The organism is Brenneria uluponensis, from assembly GCF_032395385.1.
Classification (GTDB): Bacteria; Pseudomonadota; Gammaproteobacteria; order Enterobacterales; family Enterobacteriaceae; genus Prodigiosinella; species Prodigiosinella aquatilis.
In genome coordinates this window covers 684013-704959 of record NZ_CP135917.1, presented here as the reverse complement: position 1 = coordinate 704959, position 20947 = coordinate 684013, and the positions used below count along the sequence as shown (strand labels likewise).

At 49.5% G+C, this 20947-nt stretch carries 17 protein-coding genes; 7 read left to right on the top strand and 10 right to left on the bottom strand.

Features of this window, described 5'->3' with window-relative positions:
• The first annotated feature begins 30 nt into the window (after nt 1–30).
• The 6 genes from lptD to apaH all read left to right on the top strand — a co-directional run bounded on the left by lptD (nt 31) and on the right by apaH (nt 6875).
• Complete coding sequence (gene lptD, locus RS889_RS03320) at nt 31–2427, top strand: LPS assembly protein LptD (protein ID WP_315709275.1); 2397 nt, start codon at nt 31–33, stop codon at nt 2425–2427.
• A gap of 97 nt (nt 2428–2524) precedes the next feature.
• On the top strand, nt 2525–3817 hold the full coding sequence (gene surA, locus RS889_RS03315) for a peptidylprolyl isomerase SurA (RefSeq protein ID WP_315709274.1): 1293 nt from the start codon (nt 2525–2527) through the stop codon (nt 3815–3817).
• Nucleotides 3817–4818 (top strand): 4-hydroxythreonine-4-phosphate dehydrogenase PdxA, encoded by a 1002-nt coding sequence (gene pdxA / locus RS889_RS03310; protein ID WP_315709273.1) that lies wholly within the window; start codon nt 3817–3819, stop codon nt 4816–4818. The genes surA and pdxA overlap by 1 nt, the downstream gene beginning before the upstream one ends.
• Nucleotides 4811–5629: a 16S rRNA (adenine(1518)-N(6)/adenine(1519)-N(6))-dimethyltransferase RsmA gene (gene rsmA / locus RS889_RS03305; RefSeq protein ID WP_315709272.1), complete on the top strand. Its 819-nt coding sequence runs from the start codon at nt 4811–4813 to the stop codon at nt 5627–5629. The genes pdxA and rsmA overlap by 8 nt, the downstream gene beginning before the upstream one ends.
• A 17-nt stretch (nt 5630–5646) precedes the next feature.
• Nucleotides 5647–6024: a Co2+/Mg2+ efflux protein ApaG gene (apaG, locus tag RS889_RS03300; RefSeq protein WP_021017174.1), complete on the top strand. Its 378-nt coding sequence runs from the start codon at nt 5647–5649 to the stop codon at nt 6022–6024.
• A gap of 2 nt (nt 6025–6026) precedes the next feature.
• The gene (apaH, locus tag RS889_RS03295) at nt 6027–6875 is read left to right on the top strand and encodes a bis(5'-nucleosyl)-tetraphosphatase (symmetrical) ApaH (RefSeq protein ID WP_315709271.1); all 849 of its coding nucleotides are present in this window, start codon (nt 6027–6029) and stop codon (nt 6873–6875) included.
• Nucleotides 6876–6971: 96 nt separating this feature from the next.
• Here the strand turns inward: apaH and RS889_RS03290 are convergent, their stop codons facing one another.
• The 4 genes from RS889_RS03290 to RS889_RS03275 form a co-directional block, all read right to left on the bottom strand.
• Nucleotides 6972–8864, bottom strand: coding sequence for a PhoX family protein (locus RS889_RS03290; RefSeq protein WP_315709270.1), 1893 nt, complete (start codon nt 8862–8864; stop codon nt 6972–6974).
• A 373-nt stretch (nt 8865–9237) separates the two neighbouring features.
• A complete protein-coding gene (folA, locus tag RS889_RS03285; RefSeq protein ID WP_315709269.1) occupies nt 9238–9720 on the bottom strand; it encodes a type 3 dihydrofolate reductase in 483 nt (160 codons plus the stop codon).
• Nucleotides 9721–9830: 110 nt separating this feature from the next.
• Complete coding sequence (locus RS889_RS03280) at nt 9831–10301, bottom strand: threonine/serine exporter (RefSeq protein ID WP_315709268.1); 471 nt, start codon at nt 10299–10301, stop codon at nt 9831–9833.
• Nucleotides 10292–11068, bottom strand: coding sequence for a threonine/serine exporter family protein (locus tag RS889_RS03275; protein ID WP_315709267.1), 777 nt, complete (start codon nt 11066–11068; stop codon nt 10292–10294). The genes RS889_RS03280 and RS889_RS03275 overlap by 10 nt, the downstream gene beginning before the upstream one ends.
• 172 nt (nt 11069–11240) lie before the next feature.
• Between RS889_RS03275 and RS889_RS03270 the strand changes: the two genes are divergently transcribed.
• A complete protein-coding gene (locus tag RS889_RS03270) occupies nt 11241–11855 on the top strand; it encodes a LysE family translocator (RefSeq protein ID WP_021017180.1) in 615 nt (204 codons plus the stop codon).
• A 185-nt stretch (nt 11856–12040) separates the two neighbouring features.
• Here RS889_RS03270 and carB read toward each other — a convergent pair whose 3' ends face one another.
• From carB to citF, 6 genes are all read right to left on the bottom strand, one after another.
• Nucleotides 12041–15265 (bottom strand): carbamoyl-phosphate synthase large subunit, encoded by a 3225-nt coding sequence (gene carB / locus RS889_RS03265; protein WP_021017181.1) that lies wholly within the window; start codon nt 15263–15265, stop codon nt 12041–12043.
• A 14-nt stretch (nt 15266–15279) separates the two neighbouring features.
• Nucleotides 15280–16428, bottom strand: a complete 1149-nt coding sequence (gene carA / locus RS889_RS03260; protein WP_315709266.1) for a glutamine-hydrolyzing carbamoyl-phosphate synthase small subunit — start codon at nt 16426–16428, stop codon at nt 15280–15282.
• Nucleotides 16429–16884: 456 nt separating this feature from the next.
• Nucleotides 16885–17706, bottom strand: coding sequence for a 4-hydroxy-tetrahydrodipicolinate reductase (gene dapB, locus RS889_RS03255; protein ID WP_315709265.1), 822 nt, complete (start codon nt 17704–17706; stop codon nt 16885–16887).
• A 235-nt stretch (nt 17707–17941) separates the two neighbouring features.
• A complete protein-coding gene (gene citG, locus RS889_RS03250) occupies nt 17942–18880 on the bottom strand; it encodes a triphosphoribosyl-dephospho-CoA synthase CitG (protein WP_315709264.1) in 939 nt (312 codons plus the stop codon).
• Nucleotides 18816–19421, bottom strand: coding sequence for a citrate lyase holo-[acyl-carrier protein] synthase (gene citX, locus RS889_RS03245; RefSeq protein ID WP_315709263.1), 606 nt, complete (start codon nt 19419–19421; stop codon nt 18816–18818). Before citX ends, citG begins: the two co-directional genes overlap by 65 nt.
• Nucleotides 19418–20884, bottom strand: a complete 1467-nt coding sequence (gene citF, locus RS889_RS03240) for a citrate lyase subunit alpha (RefSeq protein WP_425475131.1) — start codon at nt 20882–20884, stop codon at nt 19418–19420. The genes citX and citF overlap by 4 nt, the downstream gene beginning before the upstream one ends.
• Between the last annotated feature and the right edge of the window lie 63 nt (nt 20885–20947).

The window sequence follows — 20947 nt, the reverse complement described above, 5'->3', positions numbered from 1 at the left end:
GAGTGATATAGTCTCTGACCGTTTGCCGGCATGACGCCTTTGATGACGGAACACCTGATACCGCGTATGAAAAAAAGTCTCCCAACCTTGCTGGCCTCATTAATCTGGTCGGCGCTTTATAGTCAGAACGCTCTGGCTGATCTCGCCTCACAGTGCATGCTGGGCGTACCTGTTTATAATCGCCCGCTCGTGTCCGGCGATACCAACCAACTGCCGGTGCATATTCAAGCGGATCAAGCGCAAGCGAACTACCCCAACAATGCTATTTTCAATGGCGATGTCAATGTTGAGCAAGGGAACAGTGTTCTCAACGCCCAACAGGTGGAGTTGAATCAAACGCAAGGAGCCGGTAAAACCGAACCGATACGTACTGTGACGGCAACAGGCAACGTGCGTTACGATGATAATCAGGTCATTCTGAAAGGCCCCCGAGCCTGGTCTAACCTCAATACCAAAGACACCAACGTATATGATGGTAACTATCAAATGGTAGGCCGTCAGGGACGCGGCGATGCTGACGAAATGAAATTGCGTGATAATAATCGCTATACCATTTTGGAAAATGGCACCTTTACCTCATGTCTGCCGGGTGATGATAGCTGGAGTGTCGCCGGCTCGGAAGTGATCCATGACCGCCAAGAACAAGTTGCCGAAATCTGGAATGCCCGTTTTCGCATTGCGGGTGTTCCGGTGTTCTACAGCCCTTATTTACAGCTTCCAATAGGTGATAAACGCCGTTCGGGTTTCCTGGTCCCCAATGCAAAATACGGCAGTAGCAACGGCTTTGAGCTGATTACGCCTTATTACTGGAATATTGCACCTAACTACGACGCCACGATCACACCACATCTGCAGACCAACCGCGGGACGCAGTGGCAGACTGAGTTTCGTTATCTGACCACACCCGGTACTGGCCTGGTCGAATTCGATTGGCTACCGGACGACAAACAGTACAAGAATGATACTCAATCTGGTAAATATGCCAAAGACGGCAATGACACCCGCTGGCTGTTCTATTGGCGGCACGCTGGTGTAATGGATCAAGTCTGGCGTTTCAACGTCGACTATACCAAGGTCAGTGATCTGTACTATTTCACCGATCTGGATTCGCTGTACGGCTCCACCACCGATGGCTATGCCACACAGAAATTCAGCCTGGGTTATGCTGACCGTAACTGGAATGCCACCCTATCAACCCGGCAATACCAGATCTTCAGCAGTACCGCGAATAACGACGTCTACCGTGCCGAACCACAGCTTGATATCAATTATTACCAGAATGATATTGGGCCTTTCGATATGCATCTTTATGGGCAGGCGGTGAAATTCACCAACGTGAATCCCAGCCTTCCAGATGCTATACGTTTACATTTTGAGCCAACTCTTGATCTACCGCTTTCCAACCGATGGGGTAGCCTGGATACCGAAACCAAGTTGATGGCGACACATTATCAGCAGGATAATCTGGATAGTTATAACCAGGATAACCCTGATAATCAGTTGAAAAGTAACGTCAACCGTGTACTGCCCCAGTTCAAGGTAGATGGCAAAATGGTGTTTGAGCGGGATATGGATTGGGCGAAAGGTTATACCCAGACACTGGAACCCCGGGCACAGTACCTGTACATTCCTTACCGCAATCAGGATGATATCCGCGCCTATGACTCTACGTTGCTGCAAGACGATTACGCTGGCTTGTTCCGTGATCGTACCTATAGCGGTCTGGATCGTATCGCCTCAGCAAATCAGATAACTACCGGTGTGACAACCCGCCTGTATGATAGTGCACTAGTCGAACGCTTTAATGCGTCCATTGGAGAAATCTATTACTTTACCCCTTCCCGTACTGGCGATCACAACTCGTCACTTGATAGTAATACCGATACTGGCAGCCTGGTATGGGCCGGTGACAGTTACTGGAAATTCGCTGACAACTGGGGAGTTCGCGGAGGGTTACAATACGACGCCCGATTGGATAGCTTCACAGTAGGTGATGCAGTACTCGAATACCGCAGCGACAGCGAACGGATGTTTCAATTGAATTACCGCTACGCCAGCCCGGAATATATTCAGGCCATGCTGTCTACGACTTCCAGTTCGAGTTTCCAGCAAGAGATTTCTCAGGTCGGGGTAACCGCCAGTTGGCCGATTGCCGGACGTTGGTCAATTGTTGGCGCGTATTATTACGATACCAAAGCCAGCCAACCAGCTGACCAATTGCTAGGGTTACAGTACAGTACCTGTTGCTGGGCGGTCAATGTCGGCTATGAACGTAAAATAACGCAATGGAACAGTTCAAAAAATAGTAGTGTTTATGATAACAAAATATCGTTTAACGTTGAATTACGCGGCTTAAGTAGTGACTACAGTCTGGGCTCGCAAAAAATGCTGGGCACCGGAATTTTACCTTACCAGCGTGCTTTCTAATGTTATAAAGCTGGGAACTCTGGCCACGGTAAGCGTCTAACGCCAGTGGACATTAAACTTTTAACCCGCCCGCGCGGATGAAATGAATGGGAAAGGTATGAAGAACTGGAAAGTGCTTGTTCTCGGACTAGCTCTGAGCACGAACATTGCGTTTGCGGCACCACAAGTCATCGATAAAGTTGTTGCTGTGGTGGATAACAGTGTCGTGTTGGAAAGCGATGTCAATACGCTGCTGCAGTCAGTCAAACTGAATGCACAGGATGCAGGTCAGCAGCTACCGGATGACAGCACGCTACGTCACCAGGTACTTGAACGTCTGATTATGGATAACATCGTGTTGCAAATGGCGCAAAGAATGGGTGTCACAATAACAGACGAGCAGTTAGACCGTACCATCGCCAATATCGCTACACAAAACCATATGTCGGTTGACCAATTGCGCAGCCGTCTGGCCGAGGAAGGAATAAACTACGATATCTATCGCAGCAAGATCCGCAAAGATATGACCATTGCGGAAGTACGTAACAATGAAGTGCGTCGTCGCATCACTATTCTGCCACAGGAAGTCGATTCACTGGCAAAACAGCTTGCCAGTCAAAACGGTGGTAATACCGAGGTAAACCTCAGCCACATCCTGATTCCGCTATCGGAAAACCCAACCCAGGCACAGGTAGACAAAGCCGAAGCGTTAGCAAACAAACTGATTAAAGAAATCAAACAAGGTGCGAATTTTGGCAAGCTGGCTATTACCTACTCGGCTGGACAGCATGCACTACAAGGCGGCCAAATGGGATGGGGAAAATTACAGGAGTTGCCGACCTTGTTTGCCGAAAGCCTGATACAAGCGCAGAAAGGTCAGATTATCGGCCCTATCCGTTCTGGTGTCGGTTTCCATATCCTGCGGGTCAATGATATCCGTGGTGAAAGCAAAAATGTATCCGTCACTGAAGTACACGCCCGCCATATTCTGCTCAAAACGTCGGTTGTCATGACAGATGCACAGGCTCAGGCAAAACTTGAAGAGGTGGCTCGACAAATCAAAAGTGGCCACACCACTTTTGCCGCTCAGGCCAAATTACTTTCTCAGGATCCTGGATCCGCTAATCAGGGTGGTGATCTGGGTTGGTCATCTCCAGACATGTACGACCCGGCATTCCGCGATGCGTTGATGAATCTGAAAAAAGGCGAAATCAGCAAACCGGTGCACACCTCGTTTGGCTGGCATTTGATCCAATTGCTCGATACCCGTCAAGTGGACAAGACTGACGAGACGCTGAAAGAGCGCGCTTATCGTATGCTATTCAACCGGAAATTTGCCGAAGAAGCACAAACCTGGATGCAGGAAAAACGCGCGTCTGCTTATGTGAAAATTATCGACGGACAGAATTGATGTCTACCGAAAACAGGACAGAACGCATCGTAATTACACCCGGTGAACCCGCCGGGATTGGTCCTGATCTCATCGTTACACTGGCCCAGCAGTCATGGCCGGTTGAGCTGGTAGTGTGTGCGGATCCTGATCTGCTGCTGAGCCGTGCACTACAGTTACACCTGCCTTTGACGCTGCGTTATTATCAGCCAGATCAACCTGCGCAACCACAACTGGCGGGGACCTTGACAATACTGGCCTCGCCGACCTCGGCGACTGTCGTGGCAGGTCAGTTGAATGTACAAAACAGTGTTTATGTCGTCGACACACTACGTCGCGCTTGTGATGGTTGCCTCAATGGCGAATTTGCTGCGCTGATCACCGGGCCGGTGCATAAAGGCATCATCAATGATGCCGGTATTCCGTTTACCGGGCATACCGAATTTTTTGCTGATCGTAGTCAGTGCCAGCGAGTAGTCATGATGCTGGCAACTGATGAACTGCGCGTCGCGTTGGCGACGACGCACCTGCCGCTAAAAGATGTCTCGGCTGCGATCACCCGAGACAGTTTGCATGAAGTGATAACTATCCTGCATCACGACCTGCATACCAAATTTGGTATCGCACAACCGTCGATCTACGTGTGTGGCCTGAATCCACACGCGGGTGAAGGCGGACATATGGGACGAGAAGAACTGGAGATAATTATCCCGGCGCTGGAAGAACTACGCAGCGCTGGCATGACACTGATTGGCCCTCTGCCCGCGGATACACTATTCCAGCCTAAATACCTGCAACATGCCGATGCCGTACTATCGATGTATCATGATCAGGGGTTACCCGTTCTGAAATATCAGGGTTTTGGCCGGGCAGTGAATATTACACTAGGACTCCCGTTCATCCGTACTTCTGTCGATCACGGTACAGCCCTTGAACTGGCGGCCACCGGTGAAGCAGATCCAGGCAGCTTTCATACTGCATTAAACCTTGCCATTAAAATGATCAATAACCGTAATGAATAATCGAGTCCATCAAGGCCACTTCGCCCGTAAACGTTTCGGGCAAAACTTTTTAAGTGATCAGTTTATTATTGATAGCATTGTTTCCGCTATTCACCCCCTGCCAGGACAAGCCATTGTGGAAATTGGCCCTGGGCTCGGTGCGTTGACTGCGCCGATGGGCGAACGTTTGGAACATTTCACCGTGATTGAGCTGGACCGTGATTTGGCGGCCCGACTGGAAACACATCCAACACTGAAAGATAAGCTCACCATCATTCAGCAAGATGCCATGACGGTAGATTTTTCTGAACTGGCACAACAAGCGGGACAACCGCTGCGGGTTTTTGGTAACCTACCGTATAATATTTCAACACCATTGATGTTCCATCTGTTCGGCTATACTCAGTCTATCCTCGACATGCATTTTATGTTGCAAAAAGAGGTCGTTAACCGTCTGGTTGCCGGGCCAAACAGTAAAGCTTATGGACGACTGAGCGTAATGGCGCAGTATTATTGTCAGGTCATCCCGGTACTTGAAGTACCGCCGACCGCCTTTAAACCGGCACCAAAGGTAGATTCAGCCGTAATTCGTCTGGTACCACATACCACATCACCGTATCCGATAGTGGATACCCGGGTATTAGGACGGATCACGACTGAAGCCTTTAACCAACGACGTAAAACGTTGCGTAACAGTCTGGGAAACCTGTTTACACCAGAGCGACTGACCGAACTTGGCGTCGATCCTACTGTTCGGGCTGAAAACGTGAGCGTCGAGCAATATTGCCGGTTAGCTGGCTGGTTGGCCGAACATCCCACAGTGCAGGAATAAACTGGAGTTGTGTCGTCATGATAAACGCGCCCCGAGTTTGTATACAGGTTCAAAGCTTCTACATAGAAGCGCAATCAGAGCCTGATGAAGAACGTTTCGTATTTGCCTATACCATTACGATCCGTAATTTGGGACGTCATGAAGTCAAACTCCTGGGTCGGCATTGGTTAATCACTAATTCCAATGGCCGCCAGACAGAAGTACAAGGCGAAGGCGTGATTGGTTTACAGCCCGTCATTCAGCCCGGCGGCGAGTTCCAGTATACTAGCGGCGCCGTGTTGGAAACCCCACTGGGCACAATGGAAGGTCATTATCAAATGATTGATCACCAAGGTGATAATTTTCAGGTTCCAATTCAGGTGTTCCGTTTGGCAATACCTTCACTGATACATTAATTATGGCTACTTATCTTGTTGGCGACGTTCACGGTTGTTACGTTGAACTCAAGGCGCTATTGGCGCAAGTTTCGTTTGATCCTACACAGGACACCTTGTGGCTGACTGGCGATCTGGTCGCCCGTGGGCCTGATTCGCTGGACGTATTACGGTATGTCCGTTCTCTCGGTTCCGCAGCACGGATGGTGCTTGGTAACCACGATCTTCACCTGCTGGCGGTTTATGCCGGGATTAGCCGTAATAAACCCAAGGATCGTCTCACCGCCTTGTTATCTGCGCCTGACGTCGATGAACTGATTAACTGGCTACGCCGTCAGCCAGTATTACAGATTGACGAAGAACGTAAGCTGATCATGACGCATGCTGGCATCACTCCACAGTGGGATTTGGCAACCACCCTGATGTGTGCACGGGAAGTGGAGTCTATCCTGAGCAGTGACAGCTATCCGCTATTCCTTGATGCGATGTACGGTGATATGCCCAACCACTGGAGCCCCGAATTGAGCGGACTTTCGCGGTTGCGATTCAGTATCAACGTTTTCACCCGGATGCGTTACTGCTTTTCTGGCGGGCAGTTGGATATGCTATACAAAGAACCTCCCACTCAAGCGCCTTCCTTGCTGAAACCCTGGTTTGATATGCCAGGACCGGTTTCCAGTGAATATTCTATCGCATTCGGCCACTGGGCTTCGCTGAAAGGGAAATGGACGCCAGACGGTATTTATGCGTTGGATACTGGCTGTTGTTGGGGAGAAACCTTAACTCTGCTACGCTGGGAAGATCAGCGCTATTTTACCCAACTGTCGACTATAACTCCGGGAACCAGCGACGAAGCACTCGAAGCATCCTGAAGGCACAGAGAGGTGACGTCCTATCACCTCTCTGATAAACACGCTTTCACCAAACGAAGAACAAGCCTGTCAGCCTGATGATATGCACGTTATTATTTACGCCCCAATCACACCGCCATCTTCGCGGGTAATCATTATTACCGATGAACGGGGACGCGGGCTGTTATTGGGAAAGTGTGAATTCTTTTTTTCTCCAGGATGCTGAATGTTGACAAACAGGGTTTTATAATCTGGGGTAAAAGCAATACCAGTTAACTCACAGGATTTCGGTCCGACCATAAAACGGCGGATTTCGCCACTGTGTGGATCCCCTACTAGCATCTGGTTGTTACCCTGGCCTGCAAAGTCATCTTTATTACTGTAGTTACCATCGGTCAGAATCCACAGACGACCATCCTGGTCAAATCCCAAGCCATCAGGGCTGTTAAAGGTATTATCCGCAGTAATATTCGGCGAACCACGATTGATACCTTCTGGGTGAGCAATCGGATTACCACACAGCGCATACATATCCCAATCAAACACCTGGGCGGTGGCATCGTCTTTTTCATCCCAGCGGATTATCTGACCGTAGATATTATGCGGACGCGGGTTGGCAGCATTTACCGGCATCCCTTCATCACCACGCCGACTGTTATTAGTCAGCGTGCAATAGGCTCTTCCGTCATGCGGGTTGACCGCAATCCATTCCGGGCGGTCCATCCGGGTAGCCCCGACATGCGAGGCCGCTTTACGGGCAAAAATAACGACCTCGGCCTGACTGTGAAAACCATTTTCCGCTGTCAATCCGTTGTCACCAAACGTCAGCGCAATCCAGCGGCCGGTCCCTTTCAACGGCGTACCTGCCGCATCTCGATCAAACTGCGCGACATACAGTGTGCCATTATCCAGTAGGGTACGATTATTAGCAGGATTAGCGCTATCGACTTTGTCAGTAGAAACATATTTGTAAATGAACTCACCACGTTCATCATCTCCCATGTACACCACTAAGTGACCATTTTTGGCCACCGTCACCGCTGCATTTTCATGTTTGAAGCGCCCAAGCGCAGTCCGTTTGATGGGTGTCGAATTCGGATCCATCGGATCAATCTCAACAACCCAGCCATAACGATTGAACTCATTGGGATTTTTTGCCACATCGAAGCGATCGTCAAAATCTGACCAGTTACGTTCCGGATCCTTGACCTTCAATGAATAGCGTTTCTGCTCTGGCGTGGTCTTATAATCCGCCTGGTGAGTACCAAAATAAGTATCAAAGTTCTCTTCACAAGTCAGGTAAGTGCCCCATGGCGTTTTACCATTGGCACAATTACCAAATGTTCCCAACACCGTCATTCCTGTCGGATCGGCATCCGTCTTCAACAGGTCATGTCCCGCTGCCGGGCCGCTAAAGTGTATTTCTGTATTTGCGGTAATACGGCGGTTATAGCGCGACGGCCGCTCGACCACCCAACGCGGTGAATCTCCGATGCGTTTTACCGCCACAATGGAAACACCATGCGCCGCCTGGGATTTTCGTACATCCTCCAGGCTGACGGCTTGGGTACCACCATGGGCAAACAGATATTGCTCATTCACATATTCGTTGTTAATCGCCATCACGGCATGATGATCATCAATAGGGAAAAAGCTCATGCCATCGTTGTTGTCACCAAACTGCTTTTCCTGATCGGCAGCGGTGTTGTTACCTGCTGGATCAAAGTTTGCTGCACCGCTAACCAGCGGTTCCCCCCAAGAGATCAAGACATCTGCACGATAGCCAGGCGCAATAGCAATACTGTCTTCACTGGAAGCCACAATACCTTTAAAACCAAGCAGCTTGCTCCCTTCTGCTGGTGTATCGGCAAAGGCGAGCCGGGGTATTGACCAGACACCTCCGCCCAAAAATCCGGCCAGTCCTACCGTACCAGCGCTCCCTAACAGTAACTTGCGGCGGGAAGGATCGACCAAGCGATCAGTATTCAGGACATTAATCTTGCTTGTCATCTCTCTAGCGTCCTCTTCTTTTTCAGGCAATGGCGCAATGCTCATCATCAAATATGGGTGTGGTACAGAATGGTATTAACAATAAGGGCTAATTGTGACCTAAATGTTACATTTAGAAAGATTTAGACAACAAAAGAAAAACCCGCTTCAGTGAGCGGGTCAGACCGTTGACAAACCTATGTATAGCGTCAGAACGGTGATAATAAGGAAGAGGAGTAAAGCATCCGCGCCAGGGATGGCGCGGTTTGAGCTTACAGGGAGGTACTTGCAGCGCCTTTACGATCGTCTCATTATCGCCGCTATATAGACTTTGCCATCAAACTAAACTCACCCACTTCAGTGAGCGGGTTTAGCAAGAAAATGTCTGCAATACTTAGCGACGTTCGAGAATTTCAAAACAGTAACTGTGAGAATTATGCTCATCAGCATCATGGAATTCACTGAAAGTGGAGATCCACTCATCAGGCTCATAATCAGGGAAATGAGTGTCTCCTTCCACCTCTGCATCGATATGCGTCAGGTACAATCGATCCGCTTGAGGCAGCATCTGACGATAAATATTACCACCGCCGATCACCATCACTTCGTCTACATTACCTGCCGCAGCCAACGCGGCATCAACGGATGTCACCCAAGTCACACGGGCATCATCCACCGGATGGTTACTGACCACGATATTGCATCTTCCCGGTAACGGCTGACCAATAGAGCGGAAAGTATTGCGTCCCATAATGATGGGCTTATTCAATGTATTGCGCTTAAACCACGCCAGATCAGCAGGTAGGTGCCACGGCATGGCGTTTTCCATACCGATAACACGGTCCACTGCCAACGCAGCAATCAAACTAATTACCATGGTAAAACCAACCCTATAGGCTACAAAATTGAAGCCACTATACGGAAAGCCTGTTCATGCGTCGAGATGGTTGCTGGACCCAGAGAGAATATAAGAGTGCTCTGAACGAATCACACTCCCGGACGCTTGCGATACAGCCAGAGACCCGGCAGTGATAACCCGATAGACAGCGCACCGACAATAAAGCTGGCCTTCAGAAAATTGGTCATCAGTGTTTGCATCAGCACTTCGCTGTAGCCCAGATGAGACAGTTCGACTACCGAAATCATCGCAGTATAGGCCGGAATTCCCGGGAACATGGGAATGACCGCAGCGACGGTGAACACTTTAGGATGCGCCAGTAACCAGCGCGACCAGTGAATCCCGATGATACCGATCATGATTGACGCCAAAAACGAAGCCCACTCAATCGGTGCCCCAAAATGGATCATCAGGAAACGGGCGCCGTGTCCTAGTGCTCCAAGTAATGCACAGTAGCGCAACGCTTTTACCGGTACATTAAATACCATGGCAAAACCCAGCGCCGGAACCGCTGCCAGAATCATATCCTGCAATAACGCCCACAACAGATTCAGGACCATCCGTGAAACCCCCACACCGACATCGCCATCACCACACCGATACAAGTTGCCAGTGTCAGTAAACTGGCCATCGCCCAGCGTGCCAGACCAGTATTTATATGCCCTTTAAACATATCCGCCACGGCGTTAATCAGCGGAAAACCCGGAACCAGCAACAATACGCTGGCAGCCATCGCCACCGCTGATGAGTGCTGTAATCCAGGCAACCGCATCAATAACCCCGAGGCTGACGTTGCCACAAACGCGGTAACACAGAAGTTAATCAGCGGATTCAGATGTCGGCTGGTCAATATCTGGCGAACATACATAGCAAGACCACTGGCAATCAAGGTCACCAGAACCGCATCCCAGCCACCACCATTTAAACGACTGAAACAGCCACAGGAGAGCCCCACGATGGTTACCATCAGCCAACGTGGGTAACGCAGCGGTTTAATGTTATTGAAACGCTTATGCACACTCCCCACATCCAGCAGTTTATGTTCCGCCATGATAACCACATGTTGCACTTCGGTAACCACATGCATATTGATACCACGATCCACGTTTTTACGTGTGGAGGTCAAACAATGTCCGTCCATAATGGTTGTGAGCACAACAGCATTCGCTGAGATCGAACTTTCTACACTATCCACACCCAGCGCAACGCCTAACCGTGAGGATAATTGCTCCACGAGCATACTTTCCGCACCATGCTGTAACAACAACAGTGCACATTGAATACACAACCGGGTAACTTCCCGCTGTCGTGTGGTTTCACTTACCATGTCATTTTCCCGACCCTGATTCACTGAAACAGCCACATTATAACCATAAATAAAACAAGGCTTCTTGTTACCATATTGCGGGCAAATAGCCAATAATGATGATGCGAATAAATACCCTCGGAGGTATTATTCTTGCAATTTACCCGCTTTCTCTCGCATTACAGGATACATCATGCTTGAAATGTCGCTGTTTGTTGCAACCATTGCCACGCTGGGAATGCTGTCTCCCGGCCCGGATTTCTTTCTGGTCATTAAAAATGCGGCACGTTATCCCCGATTGGCAGCGATAGTCACCGCACTCGGCGTTATTTGCGGCGTAGCGACCCACATGGCCTATTGTGTCGCCGGGCTGGCGGTCGTTATCACCACAACCCCCTGGCTATTTGATTTGCTGAAATACGCCGGTGCCATTTACCTGATTTGGATTGGCATTCAGGCGCTGATCTCCCATGGTGGCAGCAAAATGGATCTCACCCAGTTAACACCACAACGCGTCAGCCTGAAAAAAGCCTTTTTGCAGGGATATCTCTGCAACCTGTTGAATCCAAAAGCCACTCTGTTTTTTCTTTCTGTCTTTACCCAAGTACTCAGCCTAAACTCTAGCATGGGTGAAAAACTGTGGTATGCCGCTATTATCTGGATACTGGCGGTTATCTGGTGGCCTCTGCTGGTCATCCTGATTCAGAGTGAACCGGTTCGCTACGGGCTGGCTAAAGCACAGAAAGTGGTTGATAAAGTGCTAGGAGGGATTCTGATTACCTTGGGTATCAAAGTCGCTCTAAGCTAACAGAAAAAACCAGTCAGGCTTCCTTGACTGGTTTTTTGGGTGACTACCTTGTCGTCAACTACCGAGTTTCATTACTTAAATCGGTTGCATACTGAGAAAGCAGGGACCTATTGCTTACTCAACACATTGATTATCTGAATCCCGGCTGATGCCGGGATAAATCAGCGACAGACAATGAACTGACATTAACCTTTAATCTTGGCATGCATTTCCTGTACGGAAATAACCTGCTCCGTCGGATCAGCATTGAGTGACATCGCCGTAGCAAAGCCACCGTTCATGGTCGTATCGTAGTGTACTTTGTATTGCAAAGCGCTACGGCGAATCAGCTTGGAATCCTCGATAGCCTGACGGCCAGCGGTCGTATTCACAATGTAAGTATATTCACCGTTTTTGATGCGATCCTGAATATGTGGACGACCTTCGTGCACCTTATTTACCAGACGCGGATTGATACCCGCTTCACCCAGCACAATCGCCGTACCGTGAGTCGCATCCAGCTCAAAACCGTTCTTGAGTAGCTTGGCAGCCAAATCTACCACGCGCTCCTTATCACCTTCGCGCACAGATAACAGTGCCCGCCCGGTTTTCTTCATCGGCGAATTACTGCCCAGCATGGCTTTGGCAAAGGCTTCGGCGAAAGTACGACCGACACCCATCACTTCACCGGTAGAGCGCATTTCCGGCCCCAGAATCGGGTCAACACCCGGGAATTTATTGAACGGCAGCACCACTTCTTTCACTGAGTAGTACGGTGGAATCACCTCTTTGGTTATTCCCTGATCCACCAGTGTTTGGCCGACCATCACCCGGGCCGCGATTTTCGCCAGCGGAACGCCAGTCGCTTTCGAGACAAACGGGACAGTACGTGCGGCGCGCGGGTTTACTTCAATCAGATACACTTCGTTGTTCTTCACGGCGAACTGGGCATTCATCAGCCCACGCACCGACAGTTCAAACGCCAGTTTTTCCACCTGCTGACGCATCACATCCTGAATTTCCTTGCTTAGCGTATAGGCAGGCAATGAACATGCCGAGTCACCAGAATGCACACCAGCCTGTTCAATGTGCTCCATGATGCCGCCGATCAATACGCGCTCACCGTCGCAGATAGCATCCACATCCACTTCTATCGCATCATCCAGGAAATGATCCAGCAGTACCGGTGCATCATTGGATACGTTGACTGCATTCTGGAAATAACGACGCAAGTCGATTTCGTCGTAAACAATTTCCATTGCACGACCACCCAGCACATAAGAAGGGCGAACGACCAACGGATAACCAATACCGGTCGCTTTTTCCACCGCCTGTTCAATGGTTGCTACCGTGGCATTAGCCGGCTGCTTAAGACCAAGACGGTTCACAGCCTGCTGGAAACGCTCACGGTCTTCCGCACGGTCGATGGCGTCCGGGCTGGTACCGATAATCGGTACACCCGCGGCTTCCAGCGCTCTCGCCAACTTCAGCGGGGTCTGCCCACCGTACTGCACAATAACGCCTTTCGGTTTCTCGATGCGCACGATTTCCAGCACATCTTCCAGCGTTACCGGTTCAAAATACAGACGATCAGAGGTGTCATAGTCAGTAGAAACCGTTTCCGGGTTACAGTTGACCATGATGGTTTCATAACCATCTTCACGCAGTGCCAGTGAAGCATGCACGCAGCAGTAGTCAAATTCGATGCCTTGGCCGATACGGTTCGGGCCGCCACCCAGTACCATGATTTTTTCGCGGTCCTGGTTGGGATTGGCTTCACACTCATCATCATAAGTGGAGTACAGATAAGCCGTATCAGTCGCAAATTCGGCCGCACAGGTATCCACTCGTTTATAAACCGGGTGCAGATTGTACTTATTACGTAACTTGCGAATTTCACCCTCTGCCACACCCGCCAGTTTGGCCAGACGTATGTCGGCGAAGCCTTTGCGTTTCAGCAGACGCAGGAATTCCGGCGTCAGCCCATTAGCGCCCTGCTCCGCGACCTGTTCTTCCAGACGTACCAGTTCTTCAATCTGCACCAGGAACCAACGGTCAATATTGGTCAGGTTGAAGACACCATCCACGGACATCCCTGCGCGGAATGCATCTGCCAGATACCAGATACGCTCCGCTCCGGCATCCTTCAGCTCACGGCGGATTTTAGTGAGTGCTTCAGGATCGTCCAGATCCACTTTCGGGTCAAAACCCGATACGCCGACTTCCAGCCCGCGCAATGCTTTCTGTAGTGATTCCTGCTGCGTACGCCCAATCGCCATGACTTCACCAACCGATTTCATCTGTGTGGTGAGGCGGTCATTAGCGCCAGCAAATTTTTCGAAATTAAACCGTGGGATTTTAGTCACCACGTAGTCAATTGAGGGTTCAAATGACGCCGGTGTACGACCACCGGTAATGTCATTCATCAATTCATCCAGCGTGTAACCTACCGCCAGTTTGGCGGCGATTTTGGCAATCGGAAAGCCAGTCGCTTTTGACGCCAGCGCAGAAGAACGGGAAACGCGTGGATTCATCTCGATGATGATCAGACGACCCGTTTTTGGATTCACCGCGAATTGCACGTTAGAACCGCCGGTTTCCACGCCGATTTCACGCAGTACCGCCATCGAGGCGTTACGCATGATCTGATACTCTTTATCCGTCAGTGTTTGCGCGGGTGCAACCGTGATGGAGTCACCGGTATGAATCCCCATGGGATCCAGGTTTTCAATCGAACAGACAATGATACAGTTGTCGTTTTTATCCCGCACCACTTCCATTTCATACTCTTTCCAACCGATGAGAGATTCATCGATCAACAACTCACTGGTTGGTGATAAATCCAGGCCACGGGTACAGATTTCCTCAAACTCTTCACGGTTGTAGGCAATACCGCCGCCGCTTCCCCCCATAGTAAAAGAGGGGCGAATAATACAGGGGAAACCCACATCTGCCGCCACAGCCAATGCTTCATCCATATTGTGCGCGATACCGGAACGAGCGGTTTCCAGACCAATCGACTTCATGGCGATATCGAAACGGCGACGATCTTCCGCCTTGTCGATGGCATCGGCGGTAGCACCGATCATGGTGACACTAAATTCTTCCAGCACACCACGACGTTCCAGTTCCAGCGCGCAGTTCAGTGCCGTCTGTCCCCCCATGGTTGGTAATACGGCATCCGGGCGCTCTTTTTCAATGATTTTACGCACCACTTCCCAGTGAATCGGCTCAATGTATGTCGCATCAGCCATTTCCGGGTCGGTCATGATAGTCGCGGGATTGGAGTTGACCAGAATAACGCGATACCCTTCTTCGCGCAGCGCCTTGCATGCTTGTGCGCCAGAGTAGTCAAATTCACACGCCTGACCGATAACAATCGGGCCGGCGCCAAGAATCAGGATGCTTTTAATATCTGTACGTTTTGGCATTTTCTCGCTCCTGATTATTTAGCTGAAGAACGGTAAGTCTGAATCAATTCGATAAAGTGGTCGAACAACGGCGCAGCATCATGTGGGCCGGGACTGGCTTCTGGATGCCCCTGAAAACTGAACGCTGGTTTATCGGTACGGTGAATCCCTTGCAGAGAGCCGTCGAACAAAGATTTGTGCGTTGTGCGCAAGGTGGTAGGCAAAGACGTTTCATCAACGGCAAAACCGTGGTTTTGTGCCGTGATCATAACACGATCGGCATCAAGGTCTTTCACCGGATGGTTGCCACCGTGGTGCCCGAATTTCATCTTGATCGTTTTGGCACCACTTGCCAGTGCCAGCAACTGATGGCCCAGGCAGATACCAAACACCGGGATATCAGTTTCCAGGAGGGTTTTAATCGCCCTGATAGCATAGTCACAGGGCTCCGGATCCCCAGGACCGTTAGACAGGAAAACCCCATCAGGATTCAGTTTCAGCACATCCTCAGCGGAGGTTTGTGCAGGAACCACCGTCAGACGGCAGCCACGGTCTACCAGGATACGCAGAATATTGCGCTTCACGCCATAGTCATACGCCACCACATGATAGGGCAGATCGCTATTGTCTTTTGCCGCAGGCAATTCGCCTTCCAATGTCCAACTGCCCTGCGACCAGGAATAATGTTCCCGAGTAGTGACTTCTTTTGCCAGATCCATCCCTTTCAGGCCAGGAAACGCATTGGCCTTTTCCAGTGCCAGCGCCGCATCCGGCGCATCACCCGCAATAATACAACCGTTCTGAGCACCTTTTTCACGCAGCAATCGCGTCAGTTTACGGGTGTCAATATCCGCAATAGCGACAATGTTATGGCGTTTAAGATACTCAGAAAGGTTTTCTTCACTGCGGTAGTTACTGGCAATTAGCGGTAAATCCCGGATCACTAACCCCTGGGCATGAATAGAAGAAGACTCTTCATCGCTGGCATTAGTACCAACATTACCAATATGTGGATAAGTGAGAGTAACAATCTGGCGGGAATAGGAGGGATCAGTAAGGATTTCTTGATAACCGGTCATCGACGTATTGAAGACCACTTCCCCCACTGCCGTTCCTTCTGCCCCTATGGCCCGACCGTGGAATTGGGTTCCGTCTTCCAGAACCAATAGCGCTGACTTAATCAAAACACCCTCCAAGGAATAAAAAATCATGTTACTTGCATATTAATTCAGATTTAACGACCTAAATCAATGCAAAAACCACCTGTAAGGCAAATTTTCGGCAAATTGGGCGCATTTTAATGATGGTGTGATAGCTTGTCCACTCAAACCGACTTTTTCTGTATTATTTTTACAGCTTCGGTCAAGAATATGCTTTCACATCGATAAAAACACAGATCAAGTAGCATAAGTAAACGGTTGCCAGAGAGGATAAGTCAGAATCTGAATAATAAACTACCACACTCGACCAGAAAGAGAGAATTAAGAAAAAAAACCGTCCCAAAAACCCACTAAAGTCGAATAAACAATACCATTTAAGTTTATTCATAAAGAAATGAATAAAAAAACAGATCAGATGACGAATATTAAATATTCATCATCTAAATCAAAATGATATAAGTTAATGAAGAATGATAAATATCACAAATCATCCAAACCAAGCACATCTTTCATATCAAAAAGACCATAATTATGAGAACTTAACCACAATGCTGCCCTAATAGCGCCATTTGCAAATGTCATGCGACTGGAAGCCTTATGGGTTATCTCTATACGCTCACCAATATCAGCAAACATTGCCGTGTGTTCTCCCACGATGTCCCCGGCACGCACGGTGGCGAAACCAATGCTTTTTGGGTCGCGCTCACCGGTATACCCTTCACGTGTATAAACCGCACAATCCTTTAGAGAACGCCCCAATGCACCAGCGATTGCCTCACCCATTGCCAGTGCAGTACCAGACGGAGCATCTACTTTATGTCGGTGATGCGCCTCAATAATTTCAATATCGGTGTAATCACCCATTACTTTCGCCGTTTTCTCCAGTAGCTTGAGCATGACATTAACGCCGACACTGAAATTAGCGGCAAAAACGATACCAATATCCGCCGCTGCTTGCCGGATAGCGTCTTTGCCCTGTTCATCAAAACCCGTAGTACCAATAATCATGGATTTGGCATGCTGGCGGCAAAACACCAAATGAGTAAGCGTACCTTCAGGACGAGTAAAATCGATCAGAACATCGAAATCATCCTTTATGGCATCAAGACTGCCGGAAACCGCAACATTCAGCTTTCCCAATCCCGCCAGTTCTCCGGCATCCACGCCAATCAGAGACGATCCCGGGCGCTCCAATGCGGCACCTAACACAGCACCCTTCATTTGTTCAACTGCCTGAATCAGTTGGCGGCCCATACGGCCGCCAGCACCAGCAACCGCAATACGAATTGATGCACCCTTCATATTTTCTCTCTCCTTAATAAAATTCAGCGTGACATAACATCAGGGTAACCGAGCCCCACGAACTATCACCAGCAGATTTATCACCAATAAGGAAATTATGTCAGAAATGCAGAGGAATCAGAAAAAACGATAGGGAAAGCAGGAAGGGTTTGGCTGCCGAGCCCAGAGTCCGGTTTTATCAAACCTGGTGAAAATAACGTCAGCCTATACCCGATAACGCATAATCATTCATTTTCTAGATAACATCAGCAGACGGGTTTCCCGACGGAAACTGCGATAAAAAAAGTGTCACAGCCAGCAAGTCCGCACTCCCGCCAGGGCTAAGATGGCGACGGATAAGTTCATCATCGAAAGCATACAATGCCTGACGTCCGGGCACCGACACCGCCCCGCCGCCCCACAGCAGATATTGGGCATATTGTTGGACAAACCCCAGGCCATTCATCCCCCCACGCCCCACCAGATTGGTATCATCATTCCGGGCGTACAAATGCAGTAAGGTCTGTAATAGCGCAACGTCCGATGGTACATTTTCTTTCAGCAACCGCAGGTAAGTCGGCAATGCATGCGTTCTTACGGTCAGAAAACCGGATTCAGCCTCACCTCTGGCTCCTGACAATCCATACTGTTTAAACAACCGTTCACCTTTGCTACGCGGCTCTGTATTGTTGACCAATTCCCGCTGCACCAGATTACAGCAGAATCTCGCCACCACGCCGCATAAACTGTTTTGATCCACCGGTTGCCGTAGTGCATGCAACCGCCCTGCCGCCGCACATAATAAACCAAAGGCGAAAATGGCGCCTTTGTGGGTATTCACGCCTTTCGTCGCCGAAAACATGGCCTCTTCACAGGCAAAGCCTATTGGCCTTAACATCTGTAAGATTCGTTCTACATCAATATCCGCACTAAACCACCCCATGTCGTAAAAATTAGGCATCCAGCCAATAATCGCCTCAGTGCTCCTGACAAAGAGTGCCAGATCCATATCATCATGTGCACCACAGTTACGTTTATCCACCAGACCCGGCTTGGGGGTCAGAATGACTTCATTCAGTAATGCCTGAGAAACGCAACATACGACGGTATCCCGCAAAAAATCAGGACGCTTATTCCACACCAGGCTGTCCGACGATGGAATGCATTCTTTCATTGCTGTTCTGGTTTCGTTCATAATCCTCAATCCTGCGTCTGATGGATTCTTTTAATTCCGACAAAGAATGGCGTTTCGAACGACTGCATTCATGCGCCCTATTGTCACAGATGAAACATCGGCGTCCGGGCAGTCCCAATTGTGTTCTGGAAATAAAATCGCCGTTAACATCAATTACATCCAGATTCCATAACCGCCCTAATGCATGCCGCTCTTCCAATTTCACCAATTCTGCTTTAACTTTCCGCCCCGCTGCATAAACCACCATTAAAATTTCAGGCCCTGAAGGGCGGAAGTGGGTTTCATGCCACAATATCGTCCACTGTTGCTGCTGACATAACCACTCCAGCTCCACACGCGCCACCACCGCAATCTGCCGGTAAATCGCACTGTCCTTTATCTCACCCGGAGTGACTAAGGTGATGGAAACCAATGGAGTGCCAAACCGTTTCTGTATCTGACGTTGCTGTTCGGCACGACGCTCCCGCGTATGAGCTGTCTGAATATGGGGAGCCGTGCCTCCGGTAACTGCGTGCCTTTGGTTACCACGCCACTGGTTCATTGCGATTTCACTTGCCGTATCACATCAATCACCGTCCCATTGCGATAACGAACCAATCCAACAATTCTCTTATTAAATTCAATTGGTTGTGGTTTCCCGGTCAGGGACAGTGCCTTTTGGTGCAGTTGGTCGATGGTTAACAACGGGATGCCAGCCTGAGATAATCGGTCAATAAGGTCGACACGTGATGGATTGACGGCAATACCGTGATCAGTAACCAACACATCGATATTTTCACCGGGCGTTACCGTCGTAATAACCTTCTCGACCACGGTAGGAATGCGACCGCGCACCAACGGTGCCGTAATAATGGTCAGATCGGCTCCTTCCGCCGTATCGCAGTGACCACCCGAGGCACCTCGCAGAACCCCATTCGACCCCGTCAGAACATTGACGTTAAAGTTGATGTCAATTTCCAGTGCACTCAGCATCACGATATTAAGCCGATCACAACTCGCCCCTTTCGAACAAGGATTGGCATACTGATTGGCGCTGATCTCGATATGATTGGGATTTTTGCTTAACGACAAAGCGGCGGCAGCATCAAAAGACTGGGTATCGATCAGCTTTTCAACCAGTCCTTTTTCATGCAAATCGACCATCGTGCCGGTAATGCCGCCCAGGGCAAAACTGGCAGTAATGTTTTTACGGCGCATTTTTTCTTCAAGAAAACGGCTCACCGCCAGCGAAGCGCCTCCAGTGCCGGTTTGCAAGGAGAAGCCCTGATTGAAATAGCCGGAATGCTCTATCACCCGCGCCGCAGAACGGGCAATCAATAGTTCACGCGGGTTGCTGGACATACGGATTGCTCCCGCCATGATTTTACTGGCATCCCCCACTTCATCGACCTGGACGATGAAATCCACCTGATCCTGTGCGATGCTGGCCGGATTATTCGGATAGGGAACCAACGCCTCCGTCAATAACACCACGTTACGAGCACATTCGGCGTCAACCCGGGCGTAACCCAATGATCCACAGCGTGACTTACCACTATAACCATTGGCATTACCAAATTCGTCACAGCAGGGAACCCCCAGAAATGCCACGTCGATAGCCAACTCACCGCTGCGAATCAAATGAACCCGGCCACCGTGAGAATGAAGATGCACTGGATTTTCCATTACTCCTGCCGAGATGGCCTCTCCCAATTTCCCACGTAAGCCCGATGTATAAATACGGGTGATCACACCCTTTTTTATATGCTCAATAAGCGGCCAGTGATCATCGATTAACGAACTTGATGCTAGTGTCAGATTTTTAAATCCCATACTGGCGAGGGTATCAACCACCAGATTGACGACCTTATCCCCACCACGAAACGCATGATGAAAAGAGAGGGTCATTCCATCCCGTAAACCCGATCGTATGACAGCCTGCTCTAACGAGCCACACAGCTTATGCTGTCGCTTGTGTGTCTGGTTCATTAGCTTCGAACCGCCATTGCGAACACCCTGATACATATCAAGCTGTGCCAACATAGGATACTGACAGGCAATCTGATCTTTTAATTCTCTCATTCTTAT

What these genes read in the sequence shown, in the direction of transcription:
- rsmA (WP_315709272.1), top strand. Translation starts at nt 4,811, where the DNA reads ATGAATAATCGAGTCCATCAAGGCCACTTCGCCCGTAAACGTTTCGGG.
- RS889_RS03270 (WP_021017180.1), top strand. Translation starts at nt 11,241, where the DNA reads ATGCTTGAAATGTCGCTGTTTGTTGCAACCATTGCCACGCTGGGAATG.
- citX (WP_315709263.1), bottom strand. Translation starts at nt 19,421, where the DNA reads ATGAACCAGTGGCGTGGTAACCAAAGGCACGCAGTTACCGGAGGCACG.
- lptD (WP_315709275.1), top strand. Translation starts at nt 31, where the DNA reads ATGACGCCTTTGATGACGGAACACCTGATACCGCGTATGAAAAAAAGT.
- citF (WP_425475131.1), bottom strand. Translation starts at nt 20,884, where the DNA reads ATGTATCAGGGTGTTCGCAATGGCGGTTCGAAGCTAATGAACCAGACA.
- surA (WP_315709274.1), top strand. Translation starts at nt 2,525, where the DNA reads ATGAAGAACTGGAAAGTGCTTGTTCTCGGACTAGCTCTGAGCACGAAC.
- pdxA (WP_315709273.1), top strand. Translation starts at nt 3,817, where the DNA reads ATGTCTACCGAAAACAGGACAGAACGCATCGTAATTACACCCGGTGAA.
- apaG (WP_021017174.1), top strand. Translation starts at nt 5,647, where the DNA reads ATGATAAACGCGCCCCGAGTTTGTATACAGGTTCAAAGCTTCTACATA.
- dapB (WP_315709265.1), bottom strand. Translation starts at nt 17,706, where the DNA reads ATGAAGGGTGCATCAATTCGTATTGCGGTTGCTGGTGCTGGCGGCCGT.
- RS889_RS03275 (WP_315709267.1), bottom strand. Translation starts at nt 11,068, where the DNA reads ATGGTAAGTGAAACCACACGACAGCGGGAAGTTACCCGGTTGTGTATT.
- RS889_RS03280 (WP_315709268.1), bottom strand. Translation starts at nt 10,301, where the DNA reads ATGGTCCTGAATCTGTTGTGGGCGTTATTGCAGGATATGATTCTGGCA.
- folA (WP_315709269.1), bottom strand. Translation starts at nt 9,720, where the DNA reads ATGGTAATTAGTTTGATTGCTGCGTTGGCAGTGGACCGTGTTATCGGT.
- carB (WP_021017181.1), bottom strand. Translation starts at nt 15,265, where the DNA reads ATGCCAAAACGTACAGATATTAAAAGCATCCTGATTCTTGGCGCCGGC.
- citG (WP_315709264.1), bottom strand. Translation starts at nt 18,880, where the DNA reads ATGAACGAAACCAGAACAGCAATGAAAGAATGCATTCCATCGTCGGAC.
- apaH (WP_315709271.1), top strand. Translation starts at nt 6,027, where the DNA reads ATGGCTACTTATCTTGTTGGCGACGTTCACGGTTGTTACGTTGAACTC.
- RS889_RS03290 (WP_315709270.1), bottom strand. Translation starts at nt 8,864, where the DNA reads ATGACAAGCAAGATTAATGTCCTGAATACTGATCGCTTGGTCGATCCT.